The organism is Streptococcus parasanguinis (assembly GCF_009717775.1).
In the GTDB taxonomy this organism is placed as follows: Bacteria; Bacillota; Bacilli; order Lactobacillales; family Streptococcaceae; genus Streptococcus; species Streptococcus parasanguinis_AG.
Genome location: NZ_WMZF01000004.1, coordinates 32,685 through 46,435 on the forward strand (window position 1 = coordinate 32,685; position 13,751 = coordinate 46,435).

The following is a 13,751-nucleotide window of genomic DNA, read 5'->3' on the forward strand; positions in this document are numbered from 1 at the left end:
AAACCCAGCTAGCATCGCCAGCTGAGTCTTACCTCTTCTCTATTATATCAAACATAGGTCCGTTTGTAACTAGCAAAGAATTCTTTTGTCCGTTCTTCTTTTGGATGTTGCATGATTTCCTCTGGTGTTCCAGATTCAATAATCCGTCCTTTATCCAAAAATAGGACCTTATCTGCTACTTGCGCTACAAAAGACATATCATGGCTGACCAGTACCATGGTTTGTCCCGATTTTGCCGCATTGGCAATGGATTTTTCAACTTCTCCAACCAATTCTGGATCCAAGGCTGAAGTCGGTTCATCCAGCAAAAGAACCTCTGGTTTCATGGCCAAGGCACGAGCCAAAGCCACCCGTTGTTTTTGTCCACCTGAGAGGTGACGAGGATAGTGATTTTCACGATCCGATAAGCCGACTTTTGCCAGTTCTTCTCGAGCAATTTTCGTTGCTTCTTGATCGGATAAGCCCTTCACAACAATGAGCCCTTCTTTCACATTTTCAAGGGCTGTTTTTCTACCAAATAAATTAAACTGTTGGAACACCATGGCCAATTTTCTTCTTAAGGTTAAGATTTGATCTTGGGTAATGTGCTCAAAATCAACTTCGAAATCATCAATCTTAATTCTACCACTGTCTGGAGCTTCCAAATAGTTTAAACTGCGTAAGAAGGTTGATTTACCAGCTCCCGAAGACCCGATTAAGGCCACGACTTCCCCTTTTTGAATTTCCAAACTTAGATTATTTAAAACCTTTTGACCTGAAAATGTCTTTGATAATTCTGAAATATAAATCATTAGATCCGGACCTCCTGATCTGGTAAATCAATTGCTACGGGAGTCTCAATATCCAGTCGACGTTCAATGTGACGGCCTAGTATTTCAATGAGAATGTTCACAATCCAGTAAACAATCGATACCGTGATAAAGCGTTCAAAGTACTTCAAATCGCTCCCCCCAACAATCCGTGCTTGGGCAAAAATTTCAACCACACTGGCACTAAAGGCTAGCGAGGTCCCCTTGGTCAAGCCAATGAGAGAATTGATTAAGGTTGGAGTTGCAACGACTGCTGCATTGGGAATAATAATCCGTCGATAAACTTGACGGTTGGTCATCCCAAGACTACGTGCTGCCTCAATTTCACCAGGGTCCACTGATAAAATAGCTGCCCGGATGGTCTCACTCGCATAAGCCGCCTCATTAAAGGCAAGAGCCACAATTGCGAACAGCTCAGCTGGAATAGCATTAATGTTAAAAGCTGTTCCATAAGACTGATTGATCGCTTTTAAAATAAGAGGAATCCCATAATAAGTCAACATCAGCTGAACCAACAAAGGAGTCCCACGTAAAAAACTGACAAAAACAGCTTGAATCGGGTAAAGAATTCGTACACGATTAATTTTGACCAGAGCAAAAATCATAGCAAAAACAATCCCAAAAAATGCGCCTCCTAGGGCTAATAAAATCGTCACAGGCAATTTTCCTATGACTGCCGGAAATGCATCCAATACGGCTCTCAAACTAAACAGCTTGCTATCTGGAACGTGTTTTAAAAAGTCAGCATACCAGTTGGCAGTTAAAAGATTAGTTGTAAACATTTTTGTTACTTCCTTTCTCGAACATAAACATTCTATCACATTCACTATCGGAATTCCAAAAATTGCTACAGAAATAGAAAAATGATAGACTACTCAAATTTAGTCTATCATAATTTTAGACAAGTTCCTAATAGTTTTTCTTTATGGAGTTCATAAAGAAAATCTATGTTTTCTTCTGAACATGTGAAAGAAGGGGTTAGAAAGTTTGGCGTTTGGCCTTTCGTTCCGCCCGACCACGCGCACGGTTTTCAGCTCTTTTAGCTTTTCTCCGCTTTTCATCAACTGCCCATTTGATTTTTTTCTTGTAGCCTGGTTTGATTTTTTTCTTTTTCTTCTTCACCAGACCAATCATTTCGATGTCGAGTTTCTCTTGCTTTTTCTCACGATTGGCCCGTCTGTCCCGATCATAAGTATCTTCAATAACCCCATTTTTCAACACTTTCGGTACGAAACGAATTCCCATTTTTTCTAGTTCACGGATATCTGAATCATCACTTGGTTGATAAAGAGTAATAGCGACACCTGGTAGACCATTGCGTCCTGTCCGGCCAACACGGTGAACAAAGAAGGAAAGATCTTGTGGAATAGCATCGTTGATGACATGACTCACCCCTTCGATATCAATTCCACGAGCCGCCAAATCGGTGGCCACAATATACTCAAAATCAAGATTTTTAACCTGATTCATGATCCGTTTCCGTTCACGTGGTGGGATATCTCCGTGAATCTTTGCCACTTTCAATCCCTGAGCCACCAAATAGGCATGGAGATCATCTGCTCTCGTTTTGGTATTAACGAAAATCATGGCCAAATAAGGTTGCAAGGTCTTGGTCAATTGGTAAATTTGCTCATTTTTATCCCGACCCTTGGTGGAAACCAGCCAATTATCGATGGTATCTGAAATCACCGTCTTAGTCTTAATTTGCTCCATGACTGGGTTTGAGAGATATTTTTTCAAGAAAGGCTGCAATTTTTGCGGAATGGTGGCTGAAAAAACTAAAAATTGCAGTTGTTGCGGAAGACTTGAAGCAATCTTATCCACAGTAGACAAGAATCCCATGTCCAGTGTCATATCTGCCTCATCCACCACAAAAGTATGGGCCTTATGAATAGCCAGATCACCCGATGCAACCAGATCATAAATCCGGCCTGGAGTTCCAATCACGATATGTGGTTGTTTGACCTGCAGTTTTTCAATCTGACGGCTTTTATCCGTTCCTCCAACATAATTTACAATCCGAATCTCTTTTTCAGAATGACTAGCGATTTGACGAGCAGCTTGGTAAATTTGCGTCGCCAACTCCCGACTAGGAGCCGTGATGACCGCTTCAACTTGCTCACTGTCTTCATTTAACGTTTGAAAAATCGGCAAGAGGAACGTATGGGTTTTCCCAGAACCAGTCTTTGACTCTCCTACCAAATCATTTCCATCTAGGACAATCGGAATTAGTTTTTCCTGTACTTCGGTTGCTTCTCTAAAATTGATTTCTTTCAGTGCCTCTTGAATATAGGGCTTAAAATTAAACTCTGTAAATTTCATTTTCTCAGTTCCTTTCATGATCTCTATTATTATATCAGAAAAGCTGTCTTCTTGCCTCTCTTATGAGTCATTTTTCCTAACCAGCGAAGTCTCTCTGAGTCAGTAAAAAAACGATGGGAAAGCCCACCGTCGTTTTATAGGTAGAGAAGAACTAGAGTCACGACACTTGTCACCAAGGCAATGCTCCACATAAAGGCATCCACTTTCCATTCTGACCAGTTTTGCCCATTGCCAAAAAGGCCACCCAGTTCTAAATGATGGTGGAAAGGAGTCATTCGGAAAATCCGACGTCCTTCCCCGTAACGTTTCTTGGTCCATTTGAAATAGGTCACTTGTAGCATCACTGAACCTGTTTCAATGACATAGACCAGACCAATCAAGAGCAACGTCCACTCGACATGCAGAGCCATTGACAAGGCTGCAAGCATCCCTCCAAGAGCTAGACTACCGACATCCCCCATAAAGATTTTAGCCGGCTTGTGGTTGAAGACAAAGAATCCAAGCAAGGCCCCAATCATACTCAAAGTCACAAAGAGAATGTCCCATTTCCCTTGCATATAGGCAATAAAGGAATAGGCACTCAGGCTAATGGCAACGGAGATGCTGGCTAATCCATCAATCCCATCTGTCAAATTGACCGCGTTTGAAAAACCAACCAACCAAAATAAAGCAAAGAGAATGTAGAAATGGCCCAAGTAAAGATCGTAACCAAAGACATTTAAAAGGCTTCCTGCACCGTGGCGTTCAGAAAAAATATAGAAGATGATTCCACCAACAAGTTGAAGGGCCAATTTTTGTTTTGGGTTAAGACCTTCATTAATCTTACGAAAAACTTTTAAAAAGTCATCCAAAAATCCAACAATTCCATAAAGAATCAAGATAAATAGAATCAGTTGAACAGGGCGCGTGAAATTTCCAGTCAATACGGTAACGACAAAACTAACTAGAACGGCTGTAATGAGAAATACAACTCCACCCATTGTCGGAGTGCCAGCTTTCGCTTTGTGTTGTTTCACATCTTCGTGCATTTGTTGCCCAGAAATATGAGCACGATGGTAAAATCGAATAAAGGCTGGAATAGCAGCCACTGTTAATAGAAACGATACAAGGATCGTAGCAATATACATCTTAGTCTCCTAATGTTAACGTAATCTTTTTAGTTTTATTGAGTGAGGTGTTCATTTTGACACTTTGTTTAGTTACTTTCTTTCCACTACCTTTATAGGTAATCTCAATTCCAGTCCATTCTCCAAAGATGTCTGCATTTTTCTTAGTCCAACCATACATATCTGGAACCGCATCAAAGTCTTCTGTCAATAACAATACTTGCTGATTGGCTTTGACTTTAGAGCCTATATCCACAGACATTTTGCGGATATTTTTCCCGGTTCCTAGGACAATTGGTTGCACCAAATTGCGACGCAATTCCTCTGAATAAGCACCTGGGCTCAAATTTTGTTTCAGATTCAACTCCTTAGAGAGAGTTTCTACTGAAGGGATTTTGTAGGTCGTTTCTTTGGTCACACCATCCAACGTTGGTGCCTCTGATGTCAAATGCAATTCGTCTTTTAAAGCAACTGCATCTTCCAAAATAGGATTGACCAGCTCTTCCCAGCTGGTCGCTGAGAATTTCACTTCTGGTTGTTGGACCGTCACATACATGATGAATTCAGGATCTTCTGCAGGTGTCATGGCTACAACCGAGTTGATATAATCATTTTCTCCTTGTAAGTATCCTTGATCTGTCGCCATTTGGGCAGTCCCTGATTTCACCGCAACGTTTTGACCTGGTACCTGAATGATGGGTCCATCGCTGTACAAGGTTCCATACTCTGGATCTGTTCCGACGGTGATCATATAGTTCCGTGTCTGTTGCGCAGCTGATCCTGAAACTGGTTTTCCAACAACTTCTTTTTTTGATTTGCGGGCTGTGTCTGATTTTTTATCGTAAATAGCACTAATAAATTTCGGCTCCAACATTTGCCCATCATTAGCGATGGCGCTAAAGGCCCGTAACATTTGGGTTTGACTGACGGAAATCCCTTGACCAAAGGCAGATTGTGCCTGACTGACATAGTTATCCCCTGGAAGACCCCCGTAAGCTTCATTTCCCATTCCAAAACGGGTCGGAAGACCGAATTTAAAGCGGGTTAGGTAGTCCATCCAGACAGCATTTCCCATCTTTTGCTCTAAGCGAGTCATCCCCACGTTACTTGAGTAAGCAAAGCCCTGTGCGATATTCATATAGCGACCTTCAGCCAGCCCCATATTGACATCCCAGTCACGGATCGTCGCATCTTTTACTTGTAGTTCGTTACTGTAGTATACTTCATTATAGGCTGGGAAAGTTCCATGATCAATCGCCGAAGCTAATAACATGACCTTCATCGTTGAACCCGGTTCATATTGATCTTGATAAAGGATGGTATTCCAGGTTTTCAAGTTTTTCAGATCCAACCCTTGTTTGGTATCCGCATTATAGGATGGACGTTGCGTTGTAGCCAGGATTTCTCCAGTTTTTGCACTCACAAGAGTCGCACTAACATACTTTCCTTTTACTTTTTCTTGGAAAACATCCATTCGCGTCTCAAGGTAGGTTTGTAATTCTGCTGAAATGGTCGTATAGACATCTTTTCCATCTTCTGTTTTGACAGAAACCTTATCTGAACCAGGAACGATATTGCCGTTTCGGTCTTTGTCATAGGTGATAACCCCATTTTGACCAGCGAGAATACGATCGAGGGATTTCTCCATCCCTGATTGCCCCTTCAGAGTTTTATTCCCCTCTTTATCTTCTTGAAGAGAGGCCTGACCTATAAATTGAGAAGCAAAAACTCCATTTTTATAGCTTCGATTTGGACTGGTTGTAAAGGCAACCCCTTCAATCTTCGCCGCTTCCATGGCCTCACGGATGGCTGTCATATTACTATAAGTTATGCCGTTTCCGTTCGAGCCAAAAGAAACCTGTTTCAATTTCTTTTGCGACAACTGTTGAATGACGTAATCCTCATCCATCCCTAAGTACTGCTTAAAGATTTCTGCTACTTTTTTAAATTGGCTCTCTTCTACATAGAGGATTTTCCCAGTTGCTGATTTGTACTTTTTATCAATAATAGCATAAACGTTATAGGTCGTAGCATCTTCAGCAATTACTGCTCCATTTCGGTCGTAGATCGTTCCACGTTTTGCAGGAACAATGACCGTCTGCTCATGGACTTTTTTGGCTTGATCCGATAAGGTCACACCAAATTTTTTGTCAGTCCCAATGATCATTGCAAAATTAATCAGAAAGAGAAAAAAGAGGAAAATCGCCAGTACACTGAGATTTTTCCCAACTTGTTTTCGATTCTGATCCGGCAAGCGACGTTTCTTTATCGAATACCCGATCAAAAATTTTTTGAATTTATTCATCACTACTTGCACTCACTGTTTTTCGATTTTCTTTTTGTAGCTTCATTCCTTGGGAGCTAGCCAAATGTGATAAGCGGTCATAACGTGTTAATTCATTGACCTCTTGACGAACATCTGCCAATTCCGTCTTTTTGGCTTCTAGTTCCGTATTCAAATCAGTCAATTCACTCTGAACTTGTAAAATCCGTGTCTGCATAAAGACGATACTAATGGCTAAAATCACAGCTGTTAGGACAATCGACCCATAAAAAGCCTTTTCTACTCTAGAGAAACGGCGAAAGCGGTCATGCAGTATCTGTGTTCTTGTTCTCTCATCTCTTGCTGCCATATCAATTCCTCTTACTTGTGTATTTTTCGAGCAACCCGTAGTTTTGCTGAATGGGATCGATTATTTTCCTCAAGCTCTTTTTCACTTGGCAAAATAGGTTTCCGGTTAACCAACTCCATCTTTGGTTTCAAATCATCTGGAATAAAGGGAAGCCCCTTTGGAACCTCAACCGTCGAAGCTTCTTTAAACAATTGTTTGGTCAATCGATCCTCTAACGAATGAAAGGTAATCACAGAAATACGACCATCGAGGGCCAACAAATCCATGGCTTGCTGAATCGATTCATCTGCAGCTCCCAATTCATCATTGACTTCGATACGAATGGCTTGGAAAATCTGTTTCGCAGGATGGCCCTTTTTCTTGAGCTCCTTAGCTGGTTTAGCAGATTTAATAATCTCTGCTAATTCAGTCGTCGTTTCAATCGGTTTAATTGCTCGTGCTTGCTCAATTTTCCGCGCAATTTGCTTGGAAAATTTGTCTTCTCCATATTTGAAAAAAATACGGACTAGATCATGGTAATCGTAGCTATTAACGACCTCATAGGCTGTCAAGGAAGCTTCTTGATTCATCCGCATGTCCAGTGGCGCATCTTTCTTGTAAGAAAATCCGCGTTCCCGTTCATCTAACTGAGGACTAGAGACACCTAGGTCATAACAGATTCCATCAATTTCAGTCACACCCAATTCGTTTAGACGTTCCTTCAAATGACGAAAGTTATCCTTAATGAAGGTCACCATGCCTTTCTCGATGAATGGAGCTAAACGAATCTTAGCATTCTCAATTGCATGCTGATCTTGGTCAAAGGCATAAAGATGGCCCGATTCATTTAATTTTGTTAACAAATATTCGCTGTGGCCTGCCCCACCCAATGTGGCGTCTACATAGATCCCATCTGGCTTAACATCCAGCATATCGATCGTTTCATGAAGCAAAACCGTTACATGATGAAATTCTTTACTCATATCTTTACTATTTTACCACAAATGGGACCAAGATGCACTCCTGAAAGAAAATTCACTAACTAACCCTATCGGACCTTTTCAGATCCTACAAAATACTTAGAAAGGCTTGATTTCATTTGTTTCCTCTAGAATTTATGATACAATATTCTTATGAAAATAAGAAAACAGATTCTCATCCCACTTTTATTGGTCGATGCTATCGCTCTCTACTTTTTTCTAACCACTATTGAGGCTTGGATTTTTTGGCTTGCTGCCCTGATCCTAGTCGGTTCACTTTGGTGGTTCAAAAAAGCCATTCAAGGACAAAAAACAGAGATGGAAGAAAAATAATTTCTTCCATCTCTGTTTTTCTTTTAATCACTCCAAGAAATTTCTTAAAAAAAGCAAACTAGCTCTGAAATAAAAACTCACCTAAGGGTGAGTTTTGCGGTTTATTTACTATGTTTCCAATTGCTGTAAATCCCAAAAAGAATGATCCAGATGGTTGCTCCAATCGCTCCAATGTATGTTGATTCTTGCAAGAAGAGACAAACGAATACAAAGAGGAAGAAAACAATGGTCAATGGATTCAACACTTTATAGGCTGGCATGACAAAACCATCTGGCATAAATTCTTTCGATTTACGGTACTTAAGATGGGCAAGCATGGTCAAAATGTAAATAGCAATGTAGACACCAGAAGAAGAGGCCGTAATCAAGGCAAAGGCATCTGAGACACCTGGCAAGACATTGATAAAGGCAGAAACAGCAACCACAATCGCAGAAAAAATAATCGCGCGACTTGGAATCCCCATACGAGATAAGCTATTCAGTTTCAAACGATTCATCACTTTGCTGTTTGGTGTTTCTTTTGCAATCTGGTACAAGTGACGCCCTGTTGAATAGAGGGTGGAATTCAAGGAAGATGCAGCAGCTGTCAGTACAACAAAATTAATCAATCCTGCTGCCCACTTGATTCCAACCATCTGAAAGACCGTTACAAATGGTGATTTATTGACGGGAAGCTGTTGCCAAGGGAAAATAGCCATAATCGCCAACAAAGCCCCTACATAAAAGATTACAATTCGGATTGGAATTTCTTTAATGGCTTTTGGCAATACTTGGCGGGGATTAGCTGTTTCAGAAGTAGTAATTCCAACAAATTCGATCGCTTGGTAAGCAAAGAAGACCATTTGGAAGGCCATGACGAACTTGACCCAACCATTTGGAAACATTTGAAAACCATTTGTAATGTTACTTAAGCTAGCGTGTCCAGCTGGTGTTTCAAAGTTCGTCGTCACCATAAAGATCCCTGTTGCGATCAGGGCTAAAATCGTGACAATCTTGATCATTCCAAACCAGAATTCAACCTCTCCAAAAACCTTCACAGCGATCAAGTTTACACAACTTAAAAGCGCTAAAAAGATAATTTGAATCTGCCAGGCTGGCCAATTTGGAAACCAAAGCTGGACATAGTTGGAAACAGCGGTGATCTCTGCCATTCCCAAAAATACCAAGGAGACCCAATAGGACCATCCTGAAAAATAACCCCAACCTTTTCCTAGATACTTGGTGATAAAGTTGATAAAGGTGTGTTGATCAGGATCCATATAGAGCATTTCTCCGATCGCCCGCATCATCAAGTACATGAAGGCGCCAGTCAGCATATAGACTAAAATAATAGAGGGACCTGTCAAAGAAAGGGAACGACCAGCTCCAAGAAAGAGCCCTGTCCCGATGGTTCCTGCAATAGCGATCAGCTGAACATGCCGATTTTGCAGACCACGAACCATCCCATTTTCGGTTTCTTGACTAGGATGATGTTTTTTTGACATATGATTACTCCAATTCTTTTTCTGTACATTTTCAGAAAAGTATACTTCAAATTTTCACACAATCTACTATACCATGTTTTTAAAAATTGGTCAATCTAGTCCAGAATATTCTGAATTTTATAGATTAAAAAGAGTGCTGGAGTCTCTTCCAGCACTCTTTTGCTTATGAATTAGGGTCATCGAGGCTACGGCCATGCAAACCTTTTTCCCGTTGCACTTGGCGTAGTTTCTCAGGTGTTACATCGTTACCTTCTTCATCCACAATTTTGATCCCTTCAATGTGGTGACGAACCGAACGACGATAACCTTCAATATATTCTTCACGAAGTTTTGCTTGCTCCACTGTTTCTTCTGGCGTCAAACCTTCTGTTTTTTTCTTTTTAGCAAGCTCATTGATTCGAGCGATTTTTTCAGGTGTCATAATAAAACCTACTTTCTACCTGTCATCAGGTACTTATTTTGTGTTCAATTGATTAAAGGCTGCAACAGCATTAGCTTTCGCTACAAGGCCTGCAAGAAGGGCCAAACGGTTGTTTTTAACAGCCTCATTTTCTGCCATCACCATGGTATTGTCAAAGAAAGCATCAATGACTGGGCTAAGAGCAAAGAGTTGAGCCAATTTATCACTAGCTGAACCAGTCAATTCAAGCTCTTCAATCGCTTTAGAAAGGGCTTTTTCTTGATCATTTTCAAAGAGACTAGCATCGACCGCTACTGAAGCATCTGCTTTTTCTGCCAAGTTAAAGGCACGAGAGAGGGATTCAACAGCTGCCTTGTAACCATCCGTCTTCGCAGCTTCTGAAAGAGCTTCAGCTGCTTCCAGCATATCTGCCACGACAAAGTTTGAACTAGCAAGAACAGCTTCTTTGATATCTTTTGGTGTGCGTCCCATCATCTTGTCCACGCGCGCCTTGATGAAGTTGAGCACTTCTGCTTGATTGTCATATGAAAGACTATCAAATGAAAGTCCGTAGAGGCTGTCAATCAACTCATCCATAGGGATATGCCAACCAAAGGCATCCAAGATACGAACAATCCCTTGTGTTGCACGACGAAGCGCATAAGGGTCATTTGAACCTGATGGAATCAAGCCAACTGAGAAGAAGGAAAGGAGGGTATCCAATTTATCTGCAAGGGCAAGAATGGCACCAACCTTAGTCTCTGGAAGGGCTCCGTCTGCTGAATCAGGAAGGTAGTGCTCACGGATAGCTGTCGCAACCGCAGCATCTTCACCAGCGAGGAGGGCGTATTTTTCACCCATGATTCCTTGCAATTCATCGAACTCTCCGACCATACCCGTCAAGAGGTCAAATTTGTAGATTTCAGCTGCACGAGCAACGGCTGCCGTTTCTTCAGCAGTCAAACCAGCTTGCTCAGCTAGCGACGCTGCAATAACACCAGCACGCGCCATGTGTTCTGAAAGAGAACCAATTTTTTCATGGAAGGTCACGTTGGCCAATTTAGCAACGAGGTCTTCAATCTTAAGTTTTTGGTCTTCACGCCAGAAGAATTCACCATCTTCAAGACGTGCCACCAAGACTTTTTCATTTCCTCGGATAACATTTTCCAAGTGCTCAGCGTTCCCATTACGGACGGAGATGAAGTTTGGTTTCAGCTGACCATCAAGGTCACGTACAACAAAATACCGTTGGTGCGTTTCCATTGAGGTCACCAAGACTTCTTCTGGAACGTCCAAATATTTGGTGTCGAAGCTTCCCATAAAGGCAGTTGGGTATTCCACCAGGTTCAAGACTTCATTCAAAAGTCCTTCTTCGATTTGAACCTGAACATCTTGTTCTGCTTCGATGGCCTTGATTTGCTCACGAATCATGTTTTCACGTTCTTTGCTATCCGCAATCACGTAAACGGTACGAAGGTCTTCTTCATAAGAATCCGCATTGGTAATTTCCACTTCATGTCCAAGAAAACGGTGTCCACGGCTCACACGACCTGAGTGGATATCCAAGAAGTCAAGGTCGAGCGCTTCGTCGCCCAAAAGAACGATCAAGGTGTGAACTGGGCGAATGTATTCAAAGGTGTTGTTAGCCCAGTGCATGCTAACAGGAAAGGTCAATGAAGCAAGCACCTCTGGAACGCCAGCCAAGACTTCTTTAGCTGGTTTTCCAGCTTCGTGCTTCGTAACATAAACGTACTCTTCCCCTTTGACTTCACGGAATTCGATATCATCAACCGTCAAGCCTTTCCCACGGACGAATCCTTGAGCCGCTTTTGAGAAGTTTCCATCTGCATCCAAGGCGATTTTCTTAGAAGGTCCTTTAAAATCTTCAGTCAAATCAGATTGTTGATCTGCTAAACCAATGACACGGACTGCCAAACGGCGTGGTGTTGAAAAGGTTTGAATGCTCTCGTATGAAAGACGGTTGTCATCCAAGAAGGCTGCCATTTTCTCACCGAGTTGTTTTTCACTTGGTGTGACAACGTAGGCTGGCAACTCTTCAAGTCCAAGTTCTACTAATAAGTTTTTTGTCATGTTTTTTCTCCGAAAAATATCTTTTTTTCCAGTTTGCCTTATGTGATTGGCACGCAAGCAACCGACTGCGTCGTTTCATTGCTAAAATCGGAGCCTAAGGTCTCCAATTTTGCCTGGTATCGTTAGTTTCTCTAACGATACCTCTATCACTGCGGCAACTGGTTCTGTAGGATCCCTCTATAACCCAATCCTATTTAATATACTCTCTTTATTCTTCCTCCTCTGCTAGGAGTTTGGCGCGTGTGGCTTCGTCAAGAAGTGGGTAACCGAGTTTCTTACGTTCTGCAACGAAGGTCTTAGCTACGACACGGGCCAAGTTACGGATGCGGGCAATGTAACCGGCACGTTCTGTAACGGATACTGCTCCACGTGCATCAAGCAAGTTGAAGGTGTGTGAACATTTCAAAACGTAGTCATAGGCAGGGTGAACAAGGCCTAATTCCAAAGCACGCCCTGCTTCTTTTTCAAATTTTTCGAAGTTTTCAAGAAGCATATCTTGGTCAGAAACTTCAAAGCTATATTTTGAGTGTTCATATTCTGGTTGAAGGAAGATTTCTCCGTATTTAACGCCTGGAGCCCACTCAATATCATAAACTGAGTCTACTTCTTGGATGTAAGAAGCCAAACGTTCCAATCCGTAAGTGACCTCAGAAGTTACTGGGCCAGTTGCCAAACCACCAACTTGTTGGAAGTAGGTGAACTGAGTGATTTCCATACCGTCCAACCAAACTTCCCAACCAAGACCAGCTGAACCAGTTGATGGATTTTCCCAGTTATCTTCAACGAAACGGATATCGTGCTCCAAAGGATTGATCCCCAATTTTTCCAATGACTCAAGGTAGAGCTCTTGGATGTTTGATGGTGATGGTTTCATCACCACTTGGAATTGGTGGTGTTGGTAAAGACGGTTTGGGTTTTCCCCGTAACGACCGTCCGCTGGACGACGAGATGGCTCTACATAAGCCGCATTCCATGGCTCAGGACCAATGGCACGAAGGAAAGTGTAAGGACTCATGGTTCCCGCACCTTTTTCATTATCATAAGCCTGCATGAGCATACAACCCTGGTCATTCCAGTATTGTTGCAAAGTAAGGATGATTTCCTGGAAAGTCAATTTTTTAGACATTATTTACTCCTTTTTCTATAATTTCTTGCGACACGAGTCTGCCTCGTCAATCGTACGGGGCAAGACGAGTTAGTACTGCGTTTAGCTCAGGCACCCTAGTGCTGAGCGTGGGGCAGTCCGACTGTAAGGAGCTCTCTGCCACTGACGCAGTGAAAGGTTAGTTTTTTTGACATTGAATACTCCTTATTCATAAAGTTTCTTGTGACTCAGGATACAAAAAGAACCGTGTCCTCGCTCCTAAGTCTGTGACCTAGGGGCGTCAGAAACGCGGTTCCACCCTAATTTATTACTTCATTTTATTTTACTTTACTCAGATTTTTACTGAGAGAAAGCGCCACTTGCTTACCTTGCTCTACTTGGCTCTCACTATCCCAAGCTCGCTAGAAAAACGCCGTAAGCCCTTCTTTCTTGACTAGTATTATAGCAGATTTTTAGTGACTTGTAAATTAAAATCCGCATGAAACAATCGTTTCATACGGATTTTAGGC

General features: G+C 41.9%; 12 protein-coding genes. 1 reads left to right on the forward strand and 11 read right to left on the reverse strand.

Annotation, left to right across the window (positions count from 1 at the left end):
• Positions 1-47 precede the first annotated feature (47 nt).
• The 7 genes from GMC92_RS06970 to rsmH all read right to left on the reverse strand — a co-directional run bounded on the left by GMC92_RS06970 (position 48) and on the right by rsmH (position 7,832).
• Positions 48-791, reverse strand: coding sequence for an amino acid ABC transporter ATP-binding protein (locus GMC92_RS06970; protein ID WP_003003991.1), 744 nt, complete (start codon positions 789-791; stop codon positions 48-50).
• Positions 791-1,591 carry an amino acid ABC transporter permease gene (locus GMC92_RS06975; protein WP_009732322.1) on the reverse strand — a complete coding sequence of 267 codons (801 nt, stop codon included), beginning with the start codon at positions 1,589-1,591 and terminating at the stop codon, positions 791-793. The genes GMC92_RS06970 and GMC92_RS06975 overlap by 1 nt, the downstream gene beginning before the upstream one ends.
• Positions 1,592-1,787: 196 nt before the next feature.
• Complete coding sequence (locus tag GMC92_RS06980) at positions 1,788-3,131, reverse strand: DEAD/DEAH box helicase (RefSeq protein ID WP_009732321.1); 1,344 nt, start codon at positions 3,129-3,131, stop codon at positions 1,788-1,790.
• A 134-nt stretch (positions 3,132-3,265) separates the two neighbouring features.
• Entirely contained in the window at positions 3,266-4,258 is a 993-nt protein-coding gene (gene mraY, locus GMC92_RS06985; RefSeq protein ID WP_009732320.1) for a phospho-N-acetylmuramoyl-pentapeptide-transferase, read from the reverse strand.
• 1 nt (position 4,259) lies between these two features.
• Positions 4,260-6,542, reverse strand: coding sequence for a penicillin-binding protein PBP2X (gene pbp2x, locus GMC92_RS06990; protein ID WP_009732319.1), 2,283 nt, complete (start codon positions 6,540-6,542; stop codon positions 4,260-4,262).
• Positions 6,535-6,870 carry a cell division protein FtsL gene (gene ftsL, locus GMC92_RS06995; RefSeq protein WP_155200051.1) on the reverse strand — a complete coding sequence of 112 codons (336 nt, stop codon included), beginning with the start codon at positions 6,868-6,870 and terminating at the stop codon, positions 6,535-6,537. The genes pbp2x and ftsL overlap by 8 nt, the downstream gene beginning before the upstream one ends.
• Positions 6,871-6,881: 11 nt before the next feature.
• Positions 6,882-7,832, reverse strand: coding sequence for a 16S rRNA (cytosine(1402)-N(4))-methyltransferase RsmH (rsmH, locus tag GMC92_RS07000; RefSeq protein WP_155200052.1), 951 nt, complete (start codon positions 7,830-7,832; stop codon positions 6,882-6,884).
• Positions 7,833-7,982: 150 nt separating this feature from the next.
• Between rsmH and GMC92_RS07005 the strand changes: the two genes are divergently transcribed.
• Entirely contained in the window at positions 7,983-8,162 is a 180-nt protein-coding gene (locus GMC92_RS07005) for a hypothetical protein (protein WP_042759811.1), read from the forward strand.
• Between the two features lie 101 nt (positions 8,163-8,263).
• Here the strand turns inward: GMC92_RS07005 and GMC92_RS07010 are convergent, their stop codons facing one another.
• The 4 genes from GMC92_RS07010 to glyQ all read right to left on the reverse strand — a co-directional run bounded on the left by GMC92_RS07010 (position 8,264) and on the right by glyQ (position 13,263).
• Positions 8,264-9,646 (reverse strand): amino acid permease, encoded by a 1,383-nt coding sequence (locus tag GMC92_RS07010; protein WP_155200053.1) that lies wholly within the window; start codon positions 9,644-9,646, stop codon positions 8,264-8,266.
• Between the two features lie 163 nt (positions 9,647-9,809).
• On the reverse strand, positions 9,810-10,067 hold the full coding sequence (locus GMC92_RS07015) for a DUF896 family protein (RefSeq protein WP_003010384.1): 258 nt from the start codon (positions 10,065-10,067) through the stop codon (positions 9,810-9,812).
• Positions 10,068-10,100: 33 nt separating this feature from the next.
• Positions 10,101-12,137 carry a glycine--tRNA ligase subunit beta gene (gene glyS / locus GMC92_RS07020; RefSeq protein ID WP_155200054.1) on the reverse strand — a complete coding sequence of 679 codons (2,037 nt, stop codon included), beginning with the start codon at positions 12,135-12,137 and terminating at the stop codon, positions 10,101-10,103.
• 208 nt (positions 12,138-12,345) lie between these two features.
• Positions 12,346-13,263 carry a glycine--tRNA ligase subunit alpha gene (gene glyQ, locus GMC92_RS07025; protein ID WP_002886077.1) on the reverse strand — a complete coding sequence of 306 codons (918 nt, stop codon included), beginning with the start codon at positions 13,261-13,263 and terminating at the stop codon, positions 12,346-12,348.
• Positions 13,264-13,751: the final 488 nt, after the last annotated feature.

Excerpts from the sequence above, each read along its gene's own strand:
- GMC92_RS06970 (WP_003003991.1), bottom strand. The coding sequence starts at position 791 with ATGATTTATATTTCAGAATTATCAAAGACATTTTCAGGTCAAAAGGTT.
- GMC92_RS06975 (WP_009732322.1), bottom strand. The coding sequence starts at position 1,591 with ATGTTTACAACTAATCTTTTAACTGCCAACTGGTATGCTGACTTTTTA.
- GMC92_RS06980 (WP_009732321.1), bottom strand. The coding sequence starts at position 3,131 with ATGAAATTTACAGAGTTTAATTTTAAGCCCTATATTCAAGAGGCACTG.
- mraY (WP_009732320.1), bottom strand. The coding sequence starts at position 4,258 with ATGTATATTGCTACGATCCTTGTATCGTTTCTATTAACAGTGGCTGCT.
- pbp2x (WP_009732319.1), bottom strand. The coding sequence starts at position 6,542 with ATGAATAAATTCAAAAAATTTTTGATCGGGTATTCGATAAAGAAACGT.
- ftsL (WP_155200051.1), bottom strand. The coding sequence starts at position 6,870 with ATGGCAGCAAGAGATGAGAGAACAAGAACACAGATACTGCATGACCGC.
- rsmH (WP_155200052.1), bottom strand. The coding sequence starts at position 7,832 with ATGAGTAAAGAATTTCATCATGTAACGGTTTTGCTTCATGAAACGATC.
- GMC92_RS07005 (WP_042759811.1), top strand. The coding sequence starts at position 7,983 with ATGAAAATAAGAAAACAGATTCTCATCCCACTTTTATTGGTCGATGCT.
- GMC92_RS07010 (WP_155200053.1), bottom strand. The coding sequence starts at position 9,646 with ATGTCAAAAAAACATCATCCTAGTCAAGAAACCGAAAATGGGATGGTT.
- GMC92_RS07015 (WP_003010384.1), bottom strand. The coding sequence starts at position 10,067 with ATGACACCTGAAAAAATCGCTCGAATCAATGAGCTTGCTAAAAAGAAA.
- glyS (WP_155200054.1), bottom strand. The coding sequence starts at position 12,137 with ATGACAAAAAACTTATTAGTAGAACTTGGACTTGAAGAGTTGCCAGCC.
- glyQ (WP_002886077.1), bottom strand. The coding sequence starts at position 13,263 with ATGTCTAAAAAATTGACTTTCCAGGAAATCATCCTTACTTTGCAACAA.